General features: G+C 67.6%; 22 protein-coding genes. 18 read left to right on the top strand and 4 right to left on the bottom strand.

Translation table 11 applies throughout. The features are described 5' to 3' along the window. Positions 1-2 precede the first annotated feature (2 nt). From BXU08_RS16650 to BXU08_RS16670, 5 genes are all read left to right on the top strand, one after another. Complete coding sequence (locus BXU08_RS16650; RefSeq protein WP_150125557.1) at positions 3-335, top strand: DUF190 domain-containing protein; 333 nt, start codon at positions 3-5, stop codon at positions 333-335. A gap of 34 nt (positions 336-369) precedes the next feature. Then, a complete protein-coding gene (locus BXU08_RS16655) occupies positions 370-1,056 on the top strand; it encodes a ZIP family metal transporter (RefSeq protein WP_077511071.1) in 687 nt (228 codons plus the stop codon). 46 nt (positions 1,057-1,102) lie between these two features. After that, positions 1,103-3,640, top strand: coding sequence for a heavy metal translocating P-type ATPase (locus BXU08_RS16660; RefSeq protein WP_077512533.1), 2,538 nt, complete (start codon positions 1,103-1,105; stop codon positions 3,638-3,640). After that, the gene (locus tag BXU08_RS16665; RefSeq protein ID WP_077511072.1) at positions 3,637-4,128 is read left to right on the top strand and encodes an SRPBCC domain-containing protein; all 492 of its coding nucleotides are present in this window, start codon (positions 3,637-3,639) and stop codon (positions 4,126-4,128) included. Before BXU08_RS16660 ends, BXU08_RS16665 begins: the two co-directional genes overlap by 4 nt. Before the next feature lie 428 nt (positions 4,129-4,556). Then, positions 4,557-5,156: a cation transporter gene (locus BXU08_RS16670; protein WP_077511073.1), complete on the top strand. Its 600-nt coding sequence runs from the start codon at positions 4,557-4,559 to the stop codon at positions 5,154-5,156. Positions 5,157-5,307: 151 nt separating this feature from the next. On the opposite strand, the gene cueR is transcribed toward BXU08_RS16670, so the two are convergent. The 4 genes from cueR to copC form a co-directional block, all read right to left on the bottom strand. Next, on the bottom strand, positions 5,308-5,694 hold the full coding sequence (gene cueR, locus BXU08_RS16675; protein ID WP_077511074.1) for a Cu(I)-responsive transcriptional regulator: 387 nt from the start codon (positions 5,692-5,694) through the stop codon (positions 5,308-5,310). Further along, positions 5,691-8,057 (bottom strand): heavy metal translocating P-type ATPase, encoded by a 2,367-nt coding sequence (locus tag BXU08_RS16680; protein WP_077511075.1) that lies wholly within the window; start codon positions 8,055-8,057, stop codon positions 5,691-5,693. Before BXU08_RS16680 ends, cueR begins: the two co-directional genes overlap by 4 nt. A 242-nt stretch (positions 8,058-8,299) precedes the next feature. Further along, on the bottom strand, positions 8,300-9,226 hold the full coding sequence (gene copD / locus BXU08_RS16685; protein WP_150125558.1) for a copper homeostasis membrane protein CopD: 927 nt from the start codon (positions 9,224-9,226) through the stop codon (positions 8,300-8,302). Between the two features lie 2 nt (positions 9,227-9,228). Next, the gene (copC, locus tag BXU08_RS16690; protein WP_077511076.1) at positions 9,229-9,600 is read right to left on the bottom strand and encodes a copper homeostasis periplasmic binding protein CopC; all 372 of its coding nucleotides are present in this window, start codon (positions 9,598-9,600) and stop codon (positions 9,229-9,231) included. 174 nt (positions 9,601-9,774) lie between these two features. Between copC and BXU08_RS16695 the strand changes: the two genes are divergently transcribed. The 13 genes from BXU08_RS16695 to hutC all read left to right on the top strand — a co-directional run bounded on the left by BXU08_RS16695 (position 9,775) and on the right by hutC (position 23,285). Then, entirely contained in the window at positions 9,775-10,059 is a 285-nt protein-coding gene (locus BXU08_RS16695; RefSeq protein ID WP_253190407.1) for a hypothetical protein, read from the top strand. After that, a complete protein-coding gene (locus BXU08_RS16700; RefSeq protein WP_077511077.1) occupies positions 10,059-10,496 on the top strand; it encodes a periplasmic heavy metal sensor in 438 nt (145 codons plus the stop codon). The genes BXU08_RS16695 and BXU08_RS16700 overlap by 1 nt, the downstream gene beginning before the upstream one ends. Continuing rightward, entirely contained in the window at positions 10,493-11,062 is a 570-nt protein-coding gene (locus tag BXU08_RS16705; RefSeq protein WP_077511078.1) for an RNA polymerase sigma factor, read from the top strand. Before BXU08_RS16700 ends, BXU08_RS16705 begins: the two co-directional genes overlap by 4 nt. Positions 11,063-11,190: 128 nt before the next feature. Beyond that, entirely contained in the window at positions 11,191-13,107 is a 1,917-nt protein-coding gene (locus tag BXU08_RS16710; RefSeq protein ID WP_077511079.1) for a copper resistance system multicopper oxidase, read from the top strand. Beyond that, positions 13,104-14,246: a copper resistance protein B gene (locus BXU08_RS16715; RefSeq protein WP_077511080.1), complete on the top strand. Its 1,143-nt coding sequence runs from the start codon at positions 13,104-13,106 to the stop codon at positions 14,244-14,246. The genes BXU08_RS16710 and BXU08_RS16715 overlap by 4 nt, the downstream gene beginning before the upstream one ends. Positions 14,247-14,356: 110 nt before the next feature. After that, positions 14,357-14,803, top strand: a complete 447-nt coding sequence (locus BXU08_RS16720) for a DUF305 domain-containing protein (RefSeq protein ID WP_171982554.1) — start codon at positions 14,357-14,359, stop codon at positions 14,801-14,803. 90 nt (positions 14,804-14,893) lie between these two features. Continuing rightward, positions 14,894-15,334 (top strand): DUF411 domain-containing protein, encoded by a 441-nt coding sequence (locus BXU08_RS16725; protein ID WP_077512541.1) that lies wholly within the window; start codon positions 14,894-14,896, stop codon positions 15,332-15,334. 46 nt (positions 15,335-15,380) lie between these two features. Further along, on the top strand, positions 15,381-15,743 hold the full coding sequence (locus tag BXU08_RS16730) for a hypothetical protein (RefSeq protein WP_077511081.1): 363 nt from the start codon (positions 15,381-15,383) through the stop codon (positions 15,741-15,743). Between the two features lie 306 nt (positions 15,744-16,049). Then, positions 16,050-17,276, top strand: a complete 1,227-nt coding sequence (locus tag BXU08_RS16735; protein ID WP_077511082.1) for a TolC family protein — start codon at positions 16,050-16,052, stop codon at positions 17,274-17,276. Further along, positions 17,273-18,745 (top strand): efflux RND transporter periplasmic adaptor subunit, encoded by a 1,473-nt coding sequence (locus tag BXU08_RS16740; RefSeq protein ID WP_077511083.1) that lies wholly within the window; start codon positions 17,273-17,275, stop codon positions 18,743-18,745. The genes BXU08_RS16735 and BXU08_RS16740 overlap by 4 nt, the downstream gene beginning before the upstream one ends. Next, complete coding sequence (locus BXU08_RS16745) at positions 18,742-21,891, top strand: efflux RND transporter permease subunit (protein WP_077511084.1); 3,150 nt, start codon at positions 18,742-18,744, stop codon at positions 21,889-21,891. Before BXU08_RS16740 ends, BXU08_RS16745 begins: the two co-directional genes overlap by 4 nt. A gap of 11 nt (positions 21,892-21,902) precedes the next feature. Beyond that, a complete protein-coding gene (locus BXU08_RS16750) occupies positions 21,903-22,292 on the top strand; it encodes a copper-binding protein (protein ID WP_171982555.1) in 390 nt (129 codons plus the stop codon). A 267-nt stretch (positions 22,293-22,559) separates the two neighbouring features. Beyond that, positions 22,560-23,285: a histidine utilization repressor gene (gene hutC / locus BXU08_RS16760; RefSeq protein ID WP_253190408.1), complete on the top strand. Its 726-nt coding sequence runs from the start codon at positions 22,560-22,562 to the stop codon at positions 23,283-23,285. Positions 23,286-23,288: the final 3 nt, after the last annotated feature.

The raw sequence follows: 23,288 nt of genomic DNA on the forward strand, positions 1-23,288 counted from the left end.
TCATGCAGAACACAAGGCTGCTTCGCATCTACACCGATGAGGCCGCCTATTTCGGGGATCGCAAGGTCCTCGAAGTGGTCGCCAGCCGCGCGCGCGACGCGCGGCTGGCGGGGGCGACGATCCTCGAGGCGCTGATCGGCTTTGGCCGCTCCGCGCATCAGCATCGTCGGCACGTGCTCGAAAGTGATCGCTCGGTCGTCATCGAGATCATCGACGAGGAAGGCGCGCTGCGCCGCTTTGCGCAGACCCTCGACGACATACCCGGTCTCGGCCTGATCACACTGGAAGCCGTCGAAGTGCTCGGCGGCGCGTTCATGCGAGCAGATCCGGCGTGACTCGAATGGCGGGGCCGTCGGCGGGAGAGCGCGAATGCTAGCGTTCGGCTATACGCTGGTGCCGGTCGCCGCAGTGTTTCTCGGCTCGCTTGCCGCAGTATTGCGGCGACCGAGCGAAGCGATGATCAGCGCAATGCAGCATCTCGCGGCGGGCGTTGTGTTCGCCGCCGCGGCGACCGAGATCCTCCCACAGGTCATGCATCAGGCGTCGCCTGCGGCCACGCTCATCGGCGGCGGCCTCGGCGTGGCGACGATGCTCGCACTCAAGGAGATCGAGAAAAGGTTTGAAGGCAAGATCGCACTGCTCGGCGCGATCGGGCTCGATATCCTCATCGATGGGCTGGTTCTGGGGCTCGCCTTCGTTGCGGGCGCGAGAGCGGGCTTGCTGCTTACCATCGCGCTCACGCTCGAAGTGCTGTTCCTGGGGCTGTCGCTGGCGACCGAGCTCAGTGCAACGAGCCGCTCGCGACTGCGCGTCGTGGCGACCACCACCGCGGTGGCATTGCTGCTGCCCGCCGGTGCGCTGCTGGCGGTACCAGTCGCCCAGTTTCCGCCGGTGGTCATCGCCGGCTTCCTCAGCTTCGGCCTGATGGCGCTGCTCTATCTCGTCACCGAAGAACTGCTGGTCGAGGCACATGCCAGGCCGGACAGCCCTTTGATCAGCGCGATGTTCTTCATCGGCTTCCTCACCCTGCTGCTCATCGAAGAGATGCTGGGATGAGACGGTCGCCTCGCCAATGCAATTCCCAGCCGGAAGGATCGAGATCATGAGCGCCAAGCTCTGCCTGGACATCCCCGTCATCCTCCCCGAGATCCCCGACGCAGCCGATGCCTGTGTCGATCGGCTGAAGGGCGAACTCGCCGGCAGGCCGGGCATAGAGCAGGTCCATGTCGTCAAGGGCACCGAACCGAACGCGCCTGCACAGCTTTGCGTGCATTACGATCCCGACACGCTGTCGCTCGCCCGGATCAACGATATCGTCATCGGTGCCGGTGCCAGGTTGACCGAAAGCTACGGACATCTTGCATTGAATGTCGACGGGATCGGCCACCAGCGCCGCGCCCGCAGCGTCGCGGAGCAATTGCTCCGCGTGAAAGGCGTGCAGGAAGCCGAAGCCAGCGCCGCAGGTACGGTTCGGATCGAGTTCGACCGGTCCGCTTTGTCGGAGGAAGCCCTGCGCAGCTTCCTCGGCCAGATAGGCATCCATGAGCGCCCGAAGCGCGGCCCCAAGCCGCGCGCCGCCGGCCTCGATCGAGGCACGGCGGAACCCGCGACCGGCGACGCGCACACGCCGGGCGAGGCGCACGATCATGACGGGGATCACGAACATGGCGACGCGGAAGGCGGACATGGGCACGCTCATGGCGGCATTTTCGGCGCGAACAGCGAGCTGATCTTCGCGCTGCTGTGCGGCGCCCTGCTCGGCATCGGATTTGCGATTGAGAAACTGGTACCTGCGCCGGCATGGCTGCCGATCGCACTTTTTGTCGGCGCGTACGGATTCGGCGGCTATTTCACGATGCGCGAGGCCATCGACAATCTGAGACTCAAACGGTTCGAGATCGACACGCTGATGCTCGTCGCCGCGGCGGGCGCGGCCGCGCTGGGGGCCTGGGCGGAAGGCGCGCTGCTCCTTTTCCTGTTCAGCCTGGGCCATGCCCTCGAACATTATGCGATGGGACGTGCCAAGCGCGCAATCGAGGCGCTTGCCGAACTCGCGCCGGATACCGCCCTGGTCCGTCGCGGAGACGAGCAATCGGAGATTCCGGTCGAGGAGCTGCAGATCGGCGACACCGTCATCGTCAAGCCCGACGAGCGGATCGCTGCCGACGGATTCCTCATCAAGGGCACGAGCAGCGTCAACCAGGCGCCGGTCACGGGCGAGAGCATGCCGGTCGACAAAAGGCCGGTGATGGATCACCCGGCAGCCAGTGCCGCGCCGGATACGGTCGAGGCCGCCAATCGGGTTTTTGCGGGCACGATCAACGGCAGCGGACTGATCGAGATCGAGGTCACCAGGAAGTCCACCGACAGCGCGCTGGCAAAAGTGGTCAAGATGGTGAGCGAGGCCGAGACGCAACGATCGCCCACCCAGCGCTTCACCGACCGCTTCGAGCGAATCTTCGTGCCCTCGGTGCTCGCGCTGACCGTCGCGTTGCTGTTCGCATGGGTCATCGTGGACGAGCCGTTCCGCGACAGCTTCTACCGCGCGATGGCGGTGCTCGTCGCCGCGAGCCCCTGCGCGCTCGCCATCGCCACGCCGAGCGCCGTCCTCTCGGGCGTTGCGCGCGCCGCGCGCGGCGGCGTGCTGGTCAAGGGAGGCGGACCGCTGGAGAATCTCGGCTCGTTGAACGCCATCGCCTTCGACAAGACCGGGACGCTGACCGAAGGCCGGCCGCAGATCACCGACGTGATTCCGGCGGAAGGCGTCGAGGAGGAAGAGCTTGTCGCCATCGCCGTCGCGGTCGAAAAGCTCAGCAACCATCCGCTCGCGCGCGCCATTGCGCGCGACGGCGCGGAGCGCCTCGGCGAACGTCCGATTCCGACCGCGACCGATCTCGGCAGCCTTACCGGGCGCGGTGTGACCGCGCGCATCGACGGCGACCAGATCACGATCGGCAAGGCAGAGATGTTCGGCAGCGACGGTGTCGCCCCCTTGTCCCCCGAAATGGCGGACGCGATCGCGAAGCTTCGCGAGGGAGGCCGAACGACCATGGTCGTCCGCCGCGGCGACAAGGATCTTGGCGCGATCGGGCTCATGGACACGCCGCGCGAGGCGGCGAAGGCGACGCTCGCCCGCCTTCGCGAGCTCGGCATCACGCGGATGATCATGATCTCCGGCGACAATCAGAAAGTTGCCGAGGCGATCGCGAGCGAGGTCGGGATTGACGAGGCGATCGGCGACCTGATGCCCGAAGACAAGGTCGATGCGATCAAGAGGCTCCGCGGCGAGGGCAAAGTTGCGATGGTCGGGGACGGTGTCAACGACGCCCCCGCAATGGCGAACGCCACCGTCGGAATTGCGATGGGCGCTGCCGGATCCGACGTTGCGCTCGAGACCGCCGACGTTGCGCTGATGGCCGACGATCTGGCGCATCTGCCGTTCGCGGTCGGGCTCAGCCGCAGCACGCGCAGGATCATTCGTCAGAACGTCTTCGTCAGTCTCGGGGTCGTGGCGGTCCTGGTGCCCGCCACGATTCTCGGCCTTGGCATCGGTCCAGCGGTCGCGGCCCACGAAGGCTCCACTCTCGTGGTCGTGTTCAATGCGCTGCGCCTGCTCGCGTACAAGGATCGCGGGGCATGAGAATCATCGAGAACGAGACAGCGATCGCCGCGCCGCCGGCTCAGGTCTGGCGCGTTTTGAGCGACTTTCCAGGCTACTGTGGCTGGCATCCTTTCATCCGGCTTTCCGGCGAGGCGACGCTCGGCGCCGAGGTGGATTACGAATTTACCGCCATCCTCCGCAGCCGGAGGGTTCGGCACTCTCCCGCGGTGATCACGCGCCTGGAGCGCGATACCGCGCTGGAATGGCAAATGGGATACCGGCACGTCTTCCAGCACATCGAATCCTGGGAGCTTTCGCGCCTTCCGACGGGCACCCGATTGCGGCACTGGGTGGAATTTCGGGGGGCGTTTGCGCTGCTGATGAGCCGCGCGGCCAGAAACGCGGCGCATTCCCGGATGTGCGAAGCAGATGATGACCTTCGGAGTCATGTCGAGGGCAAGAAGTCGCGCACTCCGGCCCCCGTCCGGCGGGCACCCCGCAATGGCTTCAGAAAGCCGCGGAGATGACCAGGCGGGGCCCAGGGAGCACGCCGCCGACGGAAGGCGCGGACCACAGGCGTAGCCGGCCAAATGACCGGCGTCTTTGGTCAGAGGCCGATGATGCACTTCTTCGGCAGCTGATCGAGCGCCGCGAGCCGCCAGCAAGTATCGCGCGCCAGATGGAGCGTAGGCAGGATGCAATCCGCGGACGAGCAGGACAGCTCGGGCTCGCCGTTCCCTCTCCGCTACGTCCCTGGCGCAAGCATTGGGGTCGCGCGCTGCGCGACGCCCTGAAGCCTGAACGCGAGAGTCAGGTCGATGACTCCGGGGCGACCGACACGGCGGACCGCGGATGATCTCTGTGATGCTGTCGACGCCGTTCGTGCTGCCGACTATGTCCCCTTGGTTCTTCGGTCGCGAGATGCTGATCCGCAGCGAAAGCGCGAGGTGAAGGCTTGAGCGAGAAGTCCTTTTCGTTCGACACGGCGGCCAAGCGCCGCACCTTGTGGATCGTTCTGGTGCTGAACGTTGCGCTCGCGGCGGGGTTTGGAATCACGGGAGCGCTGGCAGATTCGAGCGCATTGATAGCCAACGGTCTCGATAATGCGTCCGATGCGCTGGTCTATGTCATCAGCCTCGTGGCGCTTACCCGTGCGGGCGCCTGGAAGCGCGCTGCGGCGCGTGTCTCCGGCACGCTTCTGCTGATCTTCGCGGCAGGTGTCCTGCTCGACGCGGGGCGACGCTACCTGATCGGTAGCGAGCCGCTAGGTTCCGACATGATCGCAATGGCGGTGATCGGCGCAGTTGTGAACGGGATCTGCCTTTGGCTGCTGAAGCGGCTGGAAGAGCCGGACGTGAACCTGCGGGCGGCGACGACGTTCAGCTTCAACGACTTCGTTTCCAACGGTGGGATCGTGGTCGCCGGGGTGGTCGTGCTCTGGACCGGCCAGAACTGGCCCGATCTCGTTGTTGGCGCGGCCGTGGCCGCGATTGCGATCAAGGGTGGGATCGAGATCCTGAGGGATGCCGCCGACGAGGCCCGCGATGCCAGATGAGCATGACAACCTGCCGCAACGCAGGCCATCGCGTACGCCTGGGAAGGGCCGTGGATGGGGTACGGGGCTGGGCGCAGGTGTTGGGCGTGCTCTCGGGCCGCGCCTGCGTCCTTTGCGGACGGACCCGCGTGGCTGCTAACCAGGTTGGCACCTAGCGCGCCAGCGTCTCGATGATCGGACAATCCGGCCGATCGTCGCCGTGACATCGTCTCGCGAGATCCAGCAAACTTGCCCGCATCTCTTCAAGTGCCCTCGCTTTGCGGCCGAGTTCCTCAGCGCGCGCAGTGGCGAGCGCCTTCACGTCAGCGCTCGAACGGCTCCTTTCCTGCCAAAGGCTGAGCAACGAGCGGATCTCCTCGATCGGAAATCCGAGATCGCGCGCATGTGCAATGAAGCGCAGCCGGCCAACATCCGCGTCTGAATAGTCGCGATAGCCGCTGTCGCGGCGCGGCGGCGGGGGAATCAGGCCAAGCTTCTCGTAATGGCGGATCATGCGTTGGGAGACGCCGCTCGCCTTCGACGCCTGGCCGATATTCATAACTTCACCGCGTTCAATCGTAGCGCATTCAATACCACCGTGAAGCTCGACAGCGCCATCGCCGCGCCGGCGAACATCGGCGACATGAGGATGCCCGCGACCGGATAGAGCACCCCCGCCGCGACGGGAACGCCGATGCCGTTGAACAGGAACGAGAAGAACAGATTCTGGCGGATGTTCGCCATCGTCGCCTTCGCCAGCCGGCGCGCACGCACCATCGCGTTGAGATCGCCCTTGGTCAGCGTCATGCCCGCGCTCTCGATCGCGACGTCGGTACCCGTTCCCATCGCCACGCCGACATCGGCGGCGGCAAGCGCGGGGGCATCGTTGATGCCGTCGCCCGCCATCGCGACCCGCGCGCCCTTGGCCTTGAGCTCGCCGACGATCCGCGCCTTGTCCTCGGGGCGAAGATCGGCATGGACCTCGTCGATGCCGCCGATCGTGCGGGCGATCGCCTCGGCCGTGCCGCGGCTGTCGCCGGTCAGCATGACGATGCGCAGCCCCTCGGCGTGGAGCGCCGCGATCGCGTCGCGGGCGGACTCCTTGATCGGGTCGGCGACGGCGAGCAGCCCCGCCACCTTGCCGTCGATCGCGACCAGCATCACGCCTGCTCCCGCGCCGCGATGCCGTTCGGCGGCGGCTTCGAGCGGCGCCGGATCTGCGCCGACCCGACGCATCTGCGCCGCGTTGCCCACGACGATCGTTCGTCCGCCGACACGGCCGCTGATCCCAAGCCCGGTCTGCGAGTCGAAACCGTCGACGTCATCGAGCTTGAGCCCGCGCTCCTCGGCGGCCTGGACGATCGCATGGGCGAGCGGGTGCTCCGAGCGGCTTTCGACGGCAGCCGCTGCGGCGAGCAGCTCGTCTTCTGTCAGACCGGCAACCGGCTCGATCGCCACCAGTTTGGGCCGGCCCTCGGTGAGCGTCCCGGTCTTGTCGATCACCAAAGTGTCGACCTTTTCCAGCGCCTGGAGCGCCTCGGCATTCTTGATCAGCACACCGGCATGCGCGCCGCGTCCGGTACCGACCATGATCGACATCGGCGTGGCGAGGCCGAGCGCACAGGGACAGGCGATGATCAGCACCGCAATGGCGTTGAGCAGCGCATGCCCGAAGGCGGGCTCGGGACCGACCAGGATCCACACGACGAAGGCCGCGACCGCGATCAACACGACGAGCGGCACGAACCAGCCCGAGATGCGGTCGGCGACGGCCTGAATCGGCGCGCGGCTGCGCTGCGCTTCGGCGACCATCCTCACGATGCGCGCGAGCACGGTGTCCGATCCGACTGCGCGCGCTTCCATCACCAGGCTGCCGGTGCCGTTGACGGTGCCGCCGGTCAGCTGCGCGCCTGCTTCCTTGAGCACGGGCGCGGGCTCGCCGGTCAGCATCGACTCATCGACCGACGAGCGGCCCTCGAGCACGATCCCGTCGACCGGTACCGCCTCGCCCGGCCGAACGCGCAGTCGATCGCCGGCGACCACGTCGGCAAGCGTCACTTCGGCTTCGCTGCCGTCCGCACCGATCCGGCGCGCAAGCTTCGGCGCGAGGTCCATCAGCGCGCGGATCGCACGACCCGTGGCGGCCCGCGCCCTGAGCTCGAGGACCTGACCGAGCAGCACGAGCGTGACCACCACGCCTGCGGCTTCGTAGTAGACCGGGATCATCATGCCGTGCTGGCGGAAGCTCGGCGGGAACAGCTGCGGCGCGAGCGTCGCAACCAGACTGTAGAGGAACGCCGCGCCGACCCCGATCGCGATCAGCGTGAACATATTGTAGTGGCGCGACTTGAGCGACGCCCAGCCGCGCTCGAAAAAGGGCAGGCCGCCCCACAGCACGATCGGCGCCGTGAGCGCGAGCTGCACCCAGGGCGAGGCGGCGGGGCGCACCAGCTGGAGCCCGAGCATCTCCGCGCCCATCGACACGGCGAGCAGCGGCACGGTGAGGATCGCCGACACCCACAGCCGGCGGGTGAAGTCGACCAGTTCGGGGTTGGGCCGATCGTCGAGCGTCGGCTCCTCGGGCTCGAGCGCCATGCCGCAGATCGGACAGGTGCCGGGGCCTTCCTGGCGAATTTGCGGATGCATCGGACAGGTCCACATCGCACCCGGCGTCGCCTCGGGTAGGGCACGCGGTGCATCGCCCAGATAGTGTTCGGGGTCCGCCAGGAACTTCGTCCGGCAACCGGCGCTGCAGAAATGGAACGCTTCGCCGTCATGCCAGGCATGATGCTGCGTCTTCGCCGGATCGACGGTCATGCCGCAGACCGGATCCTTGACCTGTGCCGCAGCGTCGGGCGCCGGATCGCCTTGACTCGAGCAGCAGCTCTTGCCGTGGCCATGGTGTGCGTGGTCGTGATTCATGCGTCGATTCCTCCAACGCAGTATCAGATAGGGTTTGACATCATGTCAGGGTCAAGCAGGAAAATCCGGATGAGGCGAGGGCCCATCCAATTCCCTTCCGTAACCGGCGTATGGATGCGGGGACCGATCCTGGCGGCGTGAATGGGTTGGCATAGCGCAGTTCTCCTGCGGCATCTCTCATTAACTACGCGGCGCGAGCGCGGTGCCCTCGCCCGCTCGCCGTCCGATCGTACCGCCCTGCCTCAGGCCGGCATCGGCTCGAGCGTGCCGAGCCACGCCACCAGCGCGAGGATCAGCGCCGCGCAGAGGGTTTCGACGACCAGGCTTGTCCGCAGCACGGCAAGCGCGGCCCGGTGGTCCTCGGCCGCGAGCGCCCGCTCGAAGGCCGGTACGAGCCGGAAGCGGTGCGATGCGGCGAGACCGAGCATCACGGCGAACGCCGCGAGCTTGAGAAGCAGGAGCTGGCCATAGAGCGATCCTGGCAGGCCGCCGAGCTGATCGAAACCGACCACCAGCAACAGGTTGACGGTGCCGGTGACGATCAGCGTCGCAACGACGATCGTTCCGACGGTCGCGAATCCATCCAGCGCGCGATGCGAGAGCCTGAGATCGTCGGAGGTCATTCGGTCGCTTCGCCGGAAGACGAGCAGGAGGAGCGCGACCAGCGCACCGACCCAGATTCCGGCGGCAAGCAGATGAAGAATGTCCGAGCCGAGATGGGCGGCACCGGCAGCACCCTCGCGCATTGCAGCGTGACCGCCCCATGCGAGGCTGGCAAGCGCGACCGCGCCGCCGAGCCCGGCGCCCGACAACATGGCGATCGGACGGGTGCTGGCAAGCAGGACCGAAGCGAGCACAAAGGCACAAGCTGCCATGCGCATGATCCAGGCGGTTCCGACCGCGGTCCCGCTGACAATCATGGTGATCGAGGCGGAATCGACCGCGATCAGCGGCACGCCGGCCATCGCGGCGGCCAGCGCGGCCAGTCCCGCCGCCGACAGCAGCAGGCCAAGCAATGCCGTGCCGCCAAGCAGCGGACGGAAGGCAATCGCGGCGCCCGACCGGCGTTCGTCGCCGCGCAGGCCGTAAAGGCCGAACGCGGCGACGCCGAACAGCACCATCAGGTCGAGATAGAGTCCGAACCGGAGGGCGACCGCGATTACGTCCATCCTTACTGGACTTTGAAGCTGTAATTGCCCTGCACGCGGTGGGTATCGGCCGACACGACATGCCAGTCGACGCGGTAGCTGCCCTTGGGAAGCGGCTTCGCCAGCGTCAGCACCAGCGTCTTGCCGTCCCCGGCAACGCTCGCCTTGACGGGCATCTTCATCGGTCCGTGCATCTTCATGCCCGGCATCTCGGTCATCACGACATCAGCGCCGGAGAACTGCGCGACCAGCCGCTCGGAGAAGACGAGCTGTACGCGCGCGGTCGGCGCAGTCGCCGAATTGGGCGCCGGCGTCGCCGAGACGAGCTTGGGATGGGCAAGGGCCGGAAGCGGCGCGACGAGCGCCGCAAGGGCGAAAACAGGGGCAAAGCGCATTCGAGGTTCACTCCAGGACGCCGGCGAGATGCCGGTCTTATGGACAATACGCATTGGCGACGCGCAACCCTCATCAACTAGCGCCCGGACGAGGAGATGCCAGAGAGAAGCTATGCGCGAGGGATTGCCGGTCCATCTGCGTATAGGCAGAAGAGGGGCGAGCGGAGCGATGACATGAACATGGAACTGGATGAGGTGCTGGGCAGGCTTTCGGCCGCGCCGGTGCCTCCCGGCCTCGCGGAGATCGAGGACAGAGTGTTCGCGCGGGTGCGCGAGGAAGCGGCGTTCGCCGCGCAGGCGACCAACCGGCTGCGGATTGGCGCGATCGCGGTGGTGGCAGCCCTTGGCCTTGGCGTGGCCGCCGGCAGCCCGGTCACGGCGGTGGCTGCGCCGAACACCCTGTCGCCGTTCGGCCCGTCGAGCCCCCTGGCTCCGTCGACACTGCTGGCATCCGGTTGATGAGACCCTGGCGCTGGACGGTCGGCCTCGCCGTCATCGCCTTCCTCGCGGGTATCGCGGGCGTCCTTGCCGGCCGCATGCTGATCCCGGCGCGGACGCAATCGACCGAATTGCATGAAGTCCTGCACCATCAGCTCAAGCTCGACGCGGGCCAGGAGGCGCGTATCGAGGCGATCGAGCAGCAATTCGCGGTACGCCGCCGAGCGCTCGAGTTCGAACTGCGCGCCGCCAATGCGCGGCTTGCCGATGCGATCCAGGCCGAGCACGGCAACGGGCCGAAGGTCACGGCGGCGGTCGATGCGTCGCATGTCGCCATGGGCGAGCTTCAAAAGGCGACGCTCGGGCACATCTTCGCGATGCGGCAGATTCTGCGCCCCGACCAGGCGGCCAAATTCGACCGGGCAGTGGTGAAGGCGCTGACCGCCGACGCGCGGTGAGCCTCGACCTGTCCGCACTGAGCGACGGCGAACTCGCGACCCTGAGCCAAAGCGGGCGGGACACCGCTTTTGCCGAGATCATGCGTCGGCACCGCGACGCGATCTACCGTATCGTCGCGGGCAATATCGGCGATCCCGAAGAAGCGCTCGATCTTGTCCAGGAGACGTTCGTCGCGGCGCATCGCGCGCTCGGCCGCTATGACGGGCTGCGCCCGATGCGGCGCTGGCTGGCGACCATCGCGCTCAACAAATGCCGGGACTGGCGACGGCGCCGCGCGGTGCGCCGCCTGTTCGCCTTTGCACTGCCGCTCGACGCGAGCAGTGCGCAGGTTCCCGAGGACCGGGCGCTGCCGGATGCCGAAGCCGCGGATCGCGCCGAAGTGCAGCGCGTCGGGCGCGCGATCGCCGCGCTTCCCGCGCAGCTGCGCGAGCCGCTCGTGTTGCGCACGGTCCAGGATCTGAGCCAGTCGGAAACCGCGGCGATCCTCGGCATCACCGAGAAGGCGGTCGAGACGCGCGTGCGACGGGCCCGGGCGAGGCTCAGCGAGCAATTGCGGCAATCCTGACGCCTCTTGACCCTGACATAATGGCAAACCCTATCTGAGCTGCGGCAGAAAAACGGTTCCGCGGTGAGGGCATCGCCGCGCCCATGCGTACCTGCAATCAAAGGCTCAGGCCCGTCACGGGGATAACAATGACAAAAAAGATCAACCGCCGACAGTTGCTGCGCGGTGCGACCCTAACCGCGGGCGGGTTCGCCGCCGTCAGCTGGCTGCCGGCCTGGGCCCAGACCGTCTCGCCCGGCATCGTCCGGCCGTTGCCGACGCTCTCGGGCAACGACATCACGCTCAAGATCGCGCGGATGACGTTGGCCCTGGACGGCCGCAAGTCCAAGGCCATCGGCATCAACGGCACCGTACCCGCGCCGCTGCTGCGCCTGCGCGAAGGCCAGACGGTGCGGCTCAACGTCGTCAACGATCTGGACGAGGACAGTTCGATCCATTGGCACGGCCTGCTCGTGCCACCGCAGTTCGACGGCGTTCCGGGCGTGTCCTTTCCCGGCATCAAGCCGCGTTCGAGTTTCCTCTACGAATTCCCGCTCCGGCAGAACGGCACCTATTGGTATCACAGCCATTCGGGGCTCCAGGAGCAGCTTGGCCATTACGGTCCGATCGTGATCGATCCCGCCGGGCCCGATCCGGTCCAGTACGACCGCGAGCATGTGCTCGTGCTCGCCGACCACAGCGAACTCTCGCCGCAGGAGATCTTCCGCCGGATGAAGGTCGATCCGGGACATTTCAACTTCCAGCGCCAGACGCTTGCCGGCCTGCTTTCGGGCAAGGACCAGAAGCTCAAGGACCGGATTGACTGGGGCGCCATGCGGATGGACCCGACCGACGTGTCCGACGCCACCGGCGCCGCCTACACCTATGTCGTCAACGGGCATGGCCCGCGCGACAACTGGACGGGCCTGTTCAAGCCCGGCGAGCGCGTGCGGCTGCGCGTGATCAACGCCTCGGCGATGACCAATTTCAACGTGCGCGTCCCCGGGCTCCGGCTCTCGATTGTCCAGGCCGACGGCCAGAACGTCCATCCGGTCGAAGTGGAGGAATTCCAGATCGGCGTCGCCGAGACCTATGACGCGATCGTCACGCCGGCCGAGGACAAGGCCTATACGATCGCCGCCGAGGCAGTCGACCGCTCGGGAATGGCGCGCGCGACGCTGGCGCCCCGGCCGGGCATGGCCGGCGAAGTGCCGCCGCTGCGCAAGCGCCCGCTCGCGACGATGAAGGACATGGGCATGGACATGTCGAGCATGCCCGGGATGGAGGGCATGGACATGTCGGGCCCGGCCCGCGGCGTCGACCCCAGCGCCGAGCAGAATGCGTCGGCGACGCTCGCCACGGGCGGTGCTGCCGCAATGGGTGGCATGGATCATGGCGCGATGCCGGGAATGGATCATGGCGCAATGCCCGGGATGGACCATGGCGCGATGCCGGGCATGGATCACGGATCGATGCCGGGCATGGACCATGGCGCGATGGACATGGGCTCGATGAGGATGCGCGACTTTTCCAATGCCCCGCAGGTCAGGAAGGGCCCCGGCGTGCAGACGATCTCGCCGATGCCGATGGACCGCACCGGCGAGCCCGGCCAGGGCCTCGAGGATGCCGGGCACAAGGTGCTGGTCTACAAGGACCTGATGGCGCTCGACCGCAACCCCGACGTGCGCGCGCCGTCGCGCAGCATCGACATCCACCTCACCGGCAACATGGAACGCTTCATGTGGTCGTTCGACGGCGAGAAGATGTCGGACCATCACGAGCCGATCCCCTTTATCGAGGGCGAACGGGTGCGGGTGAACCTCATCAACGACACGATGATGAGCCATCCGATCCATATCCACGGCCATTTCTTCGAGCTGGTGACCGGTCATGGCGACCATGGTCCGCGCAAGCACACAGTGCTCGTCCAGCCCGGCGGCAAGGTGACGTGGGACTTCACCGCCGACGCGGTCGGCGACTGGGCGTTCCACTGCCACCTGCTGTACCACATGGAAGCGGGCATGATGCGCGTCGTGAGCGTGCGGCCGAAGGGAGATGCGGCATGAACCGGCTCCTCATCGCGCTCGCGGCGTCGACGGCGCTCGCTTCTGCCCAGCCGGCGCTCGCGCAGGACCATTCGCAGCACCAGGGCATGAACATGCCTGGGATGCAGATGCCCGCTCCGGCGAAGAAGCCCGCGAAAAAGCCCGCGCCCAAGAAGCGGGCGGCGAAGCCTGACGCCAGGCCCGCGCCCAAGCCTGCGCCGCGGCCGGTGACGCCGCAAAGCGGCAGCATGGAGGGCATGGATCATTCGGCGCACGACATGAGCCAGATGCCGCCAGCGTCGGATCAGGCCAAGCCGGCCGAGCCGATGCCCGGCATGGACATGCAGGACCACAGCCAGCATGGCGCGGCTCCGCAGGCCGAGCATGGCGGCATGGCAATGACCGGAACGGCGCTGCCCGCCGGCGACGCGCCCGCACCGCCGCCGCCGATGGACCATTTTGCCGACCGGCAGTTCCCAAAGGACGAGATGGCGCGCGCGCGGGAGCGCATGATGCGCGAGCAGGGTGGCCAGACCTTCTATCAGGTCATGTTCAACCTGGCCGAATATCGCGCCCGGCAGGGCCGTGACGGCTATCACTGGGACGGCGAGGCCTTTGTCGGCGGCGACATCAACCGCCTTTGGCTCAAGTCGGAGGGCGAAGGTTCGTTCGGCGAGCCGCTCGAAAGCGCTGAGGTGCAGGCGCTCTACAGCCACGCGGTTGGTCCCTATTTCAACCTGCAGGCCGGTGTCCGCCAGGATTTCGGGCGAGGACCCGACCGCACCTATGCGACGGTCGGCTTCGAGGGGCTCGCGCCCTACATGTTCGAGGTCGAAGGCGCGCTGTTCCTCTCGACCAAGGGCGATCTGCTCGGCCGCCTCGAGGGCTATTACGACCAGCGCATCACGCAGCGGCTGATCCTGCAGCCGCGCGTCGAGCTCAACCTCGCGGCGCAGGACGTGCCCGAGAACCGGATCGGCGCCGGCCTGACCGATGCCGAACTGGGACTCAGGCTGCGCTACGACATCTCGCGCCGGTTCGCGCCCTATGTCGGCGTCTCCTGGGAGGCGAAGACCGGCCGCACGGCCGATTTCGCGCGCGCCGACGGCGAGGATCCTACCACGACGAGCTTGGTCGCGGGCGTGCGCATCTGGTTCTGACGCCGCCCCGATACGGCGCAGGCAGGGAGAGGGCGACGGATCACGGCACGCAGGGGGAAATTTGAAGCGCCGGGCGTTGGTCCGGCAGCACGGCCCGGGAGAGACGCGCTATGATGAAGAACGCCTATGCCAGCCTCGCGCTGCAGACCGTGGTCAGCGGCATCATCATGTATCTGGTGATGTTCGTGATGATCGACGGCCTGTCCAGCTTCTACAACAACCTCAACATGCTCTACATGACGCTGATGATGGTCGCGCCGATGGTGGTGCTGATGATCCTGGCGATGCGCCACATGTTCCCGTCGCGCGCGGCCAACAATGCGCTGCTGGTCGGCGCGGTCGTGGTGTTTCTTGGCTCGTTCGCGTTGATCCGGACGCAGACGACGATCGGCGACACCGCCTTTCTGCGCTCGATGATCCCGCACCATTCGGGGGCGATCCTGATGTGCCGCGAGGCCTCGATCCGCGACCCGGAGATCAAGGCACTGTGTGACGGGATCATCCGATCGCAGGCGCAGGAGATCGACCAGATGAGGGCGATCCTCGCGCGCATGTGACGCGGTCCGGCGCAAACTTCGCAAGCGTGCGTGAAGATTAGAGCGCAACTCCGCCGGCGTGTGGCGAAGCGGCGAAACCGAAGGATGGATATGAGACGGATCAAGATTGTCCTGGCTGCTCTGGCGCTCGGTCTCCCCGCAACCGCGCTGACGGCCCAGCAGATCGCAGTTTATCGCGATCCCGGCTGCGGCTGCTGCGAGAAATGGGCGCAGCAGGTGCGCGCCCAGTTCGGACGGCAGGTCCGGATGATCGACGACACCAAGCGCGCGGCGCTCCACAAGAGGTTCGGCATGCCCGGCGATCTCGCCTCCTGCCACACCGCGATCATCGACGGCATGGCGTTCGAAGGACATGTCCCTATAGCCGACATGAAGCGCGCGCTGGCGCAGCGCCCCAAAGGAGTGTCGGGTCTTGCGGTCGCCGGCATGCCGCTCGGCTCGCCGGGAATGGAAGTTCCCGGCCAGCGCGCGCAGGCGTTCGAGGTAATCGCCTTCGGCCCTGCCGGCCGACGCGTTTTTGCCCGTCACTAGCGTAACGATTGCTGCAAGCGACCCAATCCACTAGGCTGTCACCACCATGCTGCGCGCGTTCCACCTCCTAATTCTCCTCGGGGCCCTGATCGGGCTGTTCGGGCTGGAGGGTGCCTATGCCGCCGGACCGCGGATGGCACCCGTGCCGGTCGCGGCGTCCGGGATGGACGCCGACTGCATGGCAATGATGGAGAAGCAGCAGCCGCAGCCGGCCCAGGCACCGTGCAAGGGCATGACGCTGGACTGCATCGCCGCCATGGGCTGCATCGTCCCGCTCCTCGCGGTCCCCCAGAGCGGCGCAGGGGCAGCTGTGCAGCAGGCGCCGGCTCTCGTCTATTGGACGGTCACGCCGACCCTGACCGGCAACGAGCTTCCACCCGAACAACACCCGCCGACCATCCTCGGCTGATCTGTCGCGGCCGCGACCGGTGCGCACGCAAGGCGTGCGTGTCCCTGCGCGGCCATCTCGATGATTCAGTCAAGGATTCAGCCATGAAGATCCATATTCCCGCCGCCGCGCCCGGCGCTGCCTTCGCGTTGCCATTGCCGGCGCTCGCAGCAGGTTCGCCACAGCATAGCGGCGGCGGCCAGCACCCGTCTGCAGCCTAGGCCGGCCAGCCCGGGCCGGCTGGCACCGGATTGCCGCGTGGGCCGCCCATGTGCCGATCCGACCGCAAATCCGCCGACCCGTCGTCATCCCATCGGGAGCGAATCAATGCGATTGTTCATCCTGGCGCCGCTGCTCGCGGTGCTTCCCACGGCGGCCCTTGCCGATCCGCTGACCTTCGGCGAAGCGCTTCGCCGCGCGACCGCTGAGGCGCCATCGCTGCGCGCAAGGTCGCTGGAGGTCGAGGCGCGCCGCTCGACGGCCGTGTCGGCCGGACAACTGCCCGATCCCAAACTCGGCGTCGGGCTCGACAACTTCCCGATCTCCGGGCCGCCCGCCTTCAGCTTCGGCGGCGACGACATGACGATGGCGCGTGTCGGCATCAGTCAGGAGGTGCCCAATCTCGCCAAGCGCCGGGCGCGCTCGGGGCGCGCGGAGGCGGACATCGGTGTCGCCGAGGCCGACCGGATCGCAGAAGTGCGCAAGGCCCGTGTGACGACCGCGATTGCCTGGATCGACCTTGCCTATGCCGAACGCCGGCTCGCGGCGATCGACAAATCGCTCGCCGACCTCGCCGAATATGTCACGCCGGCGACCTCGGGCGTCGCCTCGGGGACCGCCCGGCCCGCCCAGACGCTCGATATCCGCCAGGCGATCGCCGTGCTCGAAGACCGACGCAGCGAAGTCGCCGCCGAGGTCGCCCAAGCTCGCGCAACCCTCGCGCGCTGGACCGGCGATCCCAGGCCGACGATCGAGGGGGCGGTTCCGGAATTCGCGATCGACCCGGACCAGCTTCGTGCGGCGATCGAGCGGCATCCCGACCTCGCCGCCGCGATCGCGCGGGTGCGGGCGGCCGAAGCCGACGTGACGGTAGCGCGCGCCGACAAACGGCCGGACTGGGGCTTCGACCTCGCCTATCAGAAGCGCGGGAACGGCTATGGCGACATGGTCTCGGTCGGGGCCACGGTCAGCCTGCCGTTGTTCACCAGGCGCCGGCAGGGTCCGATGATCGCCGCGTCGGTGGCCGCCGAAGGCGCGGCGCTAGCGCAACGCGAGGATGTCCGCCGCGCCTTGCTCGCGGACCTGGATGGGAGCCTCGCCGATCATGTGATGCACCACGACCAGTGGATCCGCGCGCGCGACACCTTGCTGCCGCTCGCCCGCCGGCGCGTCGACCTCGAGATCGCGAGCTATTCGTCAGGCCGCGCAATGCTGACCGAAGTGATCGCGGCGCAGGCGATGTTCACCGATGCCGCGCTTCAGGCGCTCGACCGCGAAGCCGTCGTGGCGCGCGACGCGGCCCGGCTGGTGCTGACCTATGGGGGTGACCAATGACGTTCGACCTTTCGCACCGCGCCCGGCTGGGGCTCGCGGCGGCGGCGATCGCGCTCGCAGCGGGCGGTATCGGCTATGGCATCGCCCGGCTCGATCGGGATCAAGCACCGCAGCAGGCGGCCGAAAATGGCCGCAAGATACTCTACTGGTACGACCCGATGGTTCCGAGCCAGCATTTCGACAAACCCGGCAAATCGCCGTTCATGGACATGCAGCTCATCCCCAAATACGCAGACGGGGCCGCGGGCGAGGCCGGCGTGAAGATCGATCCGGCGCGCGTGCAGAATCTCGGGGTCCGCGTCGCGACCGCGCAGCGCGGTTTGCTGTCGAGCGGGCTCAGCGCCACCGGCACGATCGACTTCAACCAGCGCGACGTGGCGATCGTCCAGGCCCGCGCTGCGGGCTTCGTCCAGCGCGTCTATGCCCGGGCGCCGGGCGACGTTGTAGGCGCCGGCGCACCGCTCGCCGACCTGCTCGTCCCCGAATGGGCCGGGGCGCAGGCCGAGTATCTCGCGGTCCGCCGCACCAGGGATGCGGCGTTGACACGCGCGGCGCGCCAGCGGCTGGCGCTGCTCGGCATGCCCGCGGGCACGATCGCTGCCGTCGAGCGCAGCGGGCGGCCGCACAATGTGATCACCGTTTCCACGCCCACCGGCGGCATGATCAAGACGCTGGGCGTGCGGCAGGGCATGACCGTCACCGCCGGGCAGACGCTCGCCGAAGTGAATGGGCTCGGCACGGTCTGGCTTAACGCCGCGGTGCCCGAGGCCATGGCGGGACGGCTCCGGCCCGGCCAGGCTGCGACGGCGATGCTCGCCGCCTGGCCCGGCGAACGCTTCGCCGGCCGCGTCGCCATGATCCTGCCCGACGTCCAGGCGGAGAGCCGCACGCTCACCGTGCGGATCGAGCTTGCCAATCGCGGCGGTCGCCTACGGCCCGGCATGTTCGCAAGCGTGGATTTCGGCGGCGCCAGCCGGTCCGCGCTCCTCGTGCCGTCCGAAGCGGTGATCCGGACGGGCAAGCGCAATCTGGTGATGCTGGCATTGTCCCAAGGCCGCTATCAGCCTGCCGAGGTGCAAACGGGAAGCGACGCCGGTGGACAGACAGAGATCCTTGCCGGACTTGCCGAGGGCGAGAAGGTGGTGGCCTCGGGCCAGTTCCTGCTCGATTCCGAGGCGAGCCTGTCGGGCGTGGAGGCGCGGCCAATCGCGGGCGCGACGACTGCAACGGTCGCATCGCCGGCACTCTACGAAGCAGTCGGGCGGATCGAGAGGATCGACGCGAAGGGCGTGACGCTCGATCATGGTGCGGTGCCGGCGCTCAAATGGCCGGCGATGACGATGACCTTCCGGCTCGGCAGCCCGGCGCTCGCGCGCGGATTCAAAGCGGGCGACCGGGTGCGATTCGGCTTCGATCAGCCCCCGGAGGGGCCGACGCTTCTACGGATGACGCGGGAAGGCGTCCGATGATCGCGCGGTTGATCCATTGGTCGGTGGCGAACAAGCTGTTCGTCGTGCTGGGGACGCTCGCGCTGGTCGCCGCCGGTTTCTGGGCGGTGCGCGCAACGCCGGTCGATGCGCTCCCCGATCTCTCCGACACGCAGGTGATCATCCGCACCAGCTATCCCGGGCAGGCACCGCAGATCGTCGAGAACCAGGTGACCTATCCGCTGGCGACGACGATGCTGTCGGTGCCCGGCGCGAAGACCGTGCGTGGCTACAGCTTCTTCGGCGACAGCTTCGTCTATGTGATCTTCGAGGACGGCACCGACCTCTATTGGGCGCGCAGCCGCGTGCTCGAATATCTCAACCAGGTGCAGGGGCGCCTGCCCGAGACGGCGCGCAGCGCGATCGGCCCCGATGCCACGGGCGTCGGCTGGGTCTATGAATATGCGCTGGTCGACCGCACCGGCGGCCATGACCTGTCGCAGCTCCGGTCCTTACAGGACTGGTTCCTGCGCTACGAATTGAAGAGCCTGCCCGGCGTCGCCGAGGTCGCGAGCATCGGCGGGATGGTCAAACAGTATCAGGTGGTGCTCGATCCGGTGAAGCTCGCCGGCTACGGCGTCACCCATGCCCAGGCGGTCGAGGCGATCCGGCAAGCGAACCAGGAAGCCGGCGGCGCGGTCGTCGAACTGGCCGAGGCCGAATATATGGTCCGCGCCTCGGGTTACCTCAAATCGCTCGATGATTTCCGCGCGATTCCGCTGCGGACGGCGGCGGGCGGCGTGCCGGTGACGCTGGGCGACATCGCCACCATCCAGGTTGGGCCGGAGATGCGGCGCGGCATCGCCGAGCTCGACGGCGACGGCGAGGTCGCAGGCGGCGTGGTCATCCTGCGCTCGGGCGCGGATGCGCGGCAGACGATCGAGGCGGTGCGGAGCAAGCTTGAGGAGCTCAAGAAGAGCCTGCCGTCGGGCGTCGCGATCGTACCCACCTATGATCGCTCGCAGCTGATCGATGCGGCGATCGAGAACCTCACCCACAAGCTCGCCGAGGAGTTCGTCGTCGTCGCGATCGTCTGCGCGCTGTTCCTCTGGCACCTCCGCTCGGCGCTGGTAGCGATTGTGACCTTGCCGCTCGGGGTGCTCGCCGCCTTCGTCGTGATGCGGTTCCAGGGGGTCAACGCCAACATCATGTCGCTGGGCGGCATCGCGATCGCAGTCGGCGCGATGGTCGATGCGGCGATCGTGATGATCGAGAACGCGCACAAGGCTATCGAGCGCTGGGAGCATGCGCATCCGGGCGCTCGGCTCGACGGCGCGGAGCGCTGGCGGGTGATCACCCAGGCTGCGGTCGAGGTCGGCCCGGCGCTGTTCTTCAGCCTGCTGATCATCACCTTGTCGTTCGTGCCGGTGTTCACCCTGCAGGCACAGGAAGGCCGGCTGTTCGCGCCACTCGCTTTCACCAAGACCTATACGATGGCGGCTGCCGCGATCCTGTCGGTGACTCTGGTCCCGGTGCTGATGGGCTGGCTGATCCGCGGGCGTATCCCGTCCGAGCGGGCCAATCCGATCAACCGCGCGCTCACCGCGGTCTATCGGCCGGCGATCGACTGGGTGCTCAAACGACCCAAGGCAACGCTCGTCATCGCGGCACTCGTCTTCGCGACCACCGCCTGGCCCGCGTCGCGTCTCGGCGGCGAGTTCCTGCCGGCGATGAACGAAGGCGACCTGCTCTACATGCCTTCGGCGCTGCCGGGCCTGTCGGCGGCCAAGGCCTCCGAGCTGCTCCAGCAGACCGACCGGATGATCAAGTCGGTGCCCGAGGTGCAGAGCGTGTTCGGCAAGGCCGGGCGCGCCGAGACCGCGACCGATCCGGCGCCGCTCGAGATGTTCGAGACGACGATCCGCTTCAAGCCCCGCGACCAATGGCGGCCGGGCATGACCCCCGACCGCCTCGTCGACGCGCTCGACCGCGCGGTGAAGGTTCCCGGTCTTGCCAACATCTGGGTGCCGCCGATCCGCAACCGCATCGACATGCTCGCGACCGGCATCAAGAGCCCGATCGGGGTGAAGGTCTCGGGCAGCGATCTCGCCGAGCTCGACCGCATCGCGCGCGCCGTGGAAGGGGTGGCCAAGACCGTCCCGGGCGTCAGCTCGGCGCTGGCCGAGCGGCTCACCGGCGGGCGCTACATCGACGTCGACATCGACCGCGCGGCGGCGGCCCGCTACGGCCTCAACATCGCCGACGTGCAGGCGATCGTCTCGGGCGCGATCGGCGGCGAGAATGTCGGCCAGACCGTCGAGGGGCTGGCGCGCTACCCGATCAACGTGCGCTACCCGCGCGAGCTGCGCGACAGCCCGGAAAAGCTGCGTGCGCTCCCCGTGCTCACCCCTTCGGGCCAGCAGATCACGCTCGGCACCGTGGCGCGCATCGCCGTGACCGACGGTCCACCAATGCTCAAGACCGAGAACGCGCGGCCGTCGAGCTGGGTCTATGTCGATGTGCGCGAGCGCGATCTCGCCTCGGTCGTGTCCGACTTGCGTGCGGCGGTGGCGCGGCAGGTCAGGCTCTCACCCGGCGTGTCGATCGCCTATTCGGGGCAGTTCGAATATCTTGCACGCGCCATGGACCGGCTGATGCTGGTGGTCCCGGCGACGCTCGCGATCATCTTCCTGCTGCTGTACCTGATCTTCCGGCGGATCTCCGAGGCGGCGCTGATCATGGGGACGCTGCCGTTCGCGCTCACCGGCGGCTTCTGGATCCTCTATCTGCTCGGATACCATCAGTCGGTCGCGACGGTCGTGGGGTTCATCGCGCTCGCCGGCGTGACGGCCGAGTTCGGCGTGGTGATGCTGATCTATTTGAAGCATGCGCTCGAGGAACGCGGCGCCGATCCCGATGCCGCCCAGGTCGGGCAAGCTGTGCGCGAAGGCGCGCTGCTGCGGGTCCGGCCCAAGGCGATGACGGTGGCGGTGATCGTCGCGGGGCTGCTCCCAATCCTGATTGGCTCGGGTGCCGGCTCGGAAGTGATGCGCCGGATCGCCGCACCGATGATCGGCGGCATGCTGACGGCACCTTTGCTGTCGATGTTCGTGATCCCCGCCGCGTACCTGCTGATGCGACGGCGGCGCGCGCGGCGCGAACCCCAACCCCAACCCGATCAACCATGAAGGAGACCATGATGAACCCTCTCTACGTGGCGAGCGCGCTCGTCCTCGCCGGCCTGCTGGCCGCCTGCGGCCAGCCCGAGTCCAACACCATTGCCCCGGCGAACAGCGCGGCGCCGTCGGAGGCCGCCGCCATGGGGAACATGTCGGGCGACATGAGCAACATGGTGGTACCAGGCGCAATGACGGCCAAGGGGACCGGCACGGTCACGGCGATCGACAAGGCCGCGGGCACGATCACGCTCGACCACGGGCCGATTCCCGAGGCGAACTGGCCGGCGATGACGATGGGGTTCAAGGCCGCACCAGGCCTGACCGACAGCGTGAAGGTCGGCGACAAGGTCGCTTTCGATCTCAAGCTCGAGGGTGGCTCCGGTGAGATCACGGCGATCTCCAGGCAATGATGCGGTCGCGCAGCGCGACGGCGTTGCGCGATCCGCCCGACGCGACGGCGCGCCATGGCAATCGTGGCGGTCTTTGGCGCGTCGGGTTCGGCGTACCCGAGCAAGCCGCCGTGAACGGCATTTCGCTCCTGTTTGCCTCGCGAAAGCGTGGCGTGGACGAAGCAGAGCCTGTATAGACAGCTGATGACAGCGACTGCGGCCAAACGCACGGAATCGAAGGCGAGCAAGGCCGGGGAGACCGCCAGCACAGACGCTGGGGGCCATCGCTTGGCAAACCGCGTGGGCGATGCCCCGCTGTATGCGGCGATCAAGCTGTTCATCCGTGATGCGATAAAGGCAGGAGCGCTGCGGCCCGGCGAGCGGGTGCCCTCGGAAGCGGAACTGGTCTCGCGGTTCGGCGTGTCGCGGATGACGGCGAACCGCGCGCTTCGCGAGCTGCAGAGCGCCGGCGTGCTGGTGCGGCGCGCCGGGAGCGGGTCGTTCGTCGCCGAGCCGAAGCCGATCGGTCACATGATCGAGATCCGCAACATCGCCGACGAGGTCCGCGCGCGCGGTCACGCCTATCGGGCAAGGGTCGTCCAGAACGAAGCAGTGAAGGCGGGCGCCGATACCGCGGCGCTGATGCGCGTGGCGGCCGGCACGCGCCTCTTCCATTCGATCATCGTCCATCATGAGGACGAATTCCCGATCCAGCTCGAAGAGCGCATCGTGCTGGCCTCGGCAGCGCCGGACTATGGGGACATGGATTTCACCCGCACCACGCCCAACGAATATCTCACGCGGATCGCACCGATCGAGCGCGTCGAGCATCGCGTCCGCGCAGCGATACCCGACGATCGGACCCGTGGCCTGCTGGGACTGGCAGACGGCGAGCCCGTCCTCGTGATGACCCGGCAGACCTGGAGCCGCGGCCGGCTCGTCTCGCATGCCTGGCTCACCCATCCGGCGAGCCGCTTCGAGCTCTCGGCCAGCTTCGCGGTGCCGAATGCCTGACTG

Source organism: Sphingomonas sp. LM7 (assembly GCF_002002925.1).
GTDB lineage: Bacteria > Pseudomonadota > Alphaproteobacteria > Sphingomonadales > Sphingomonadaceae > Sphingomonas.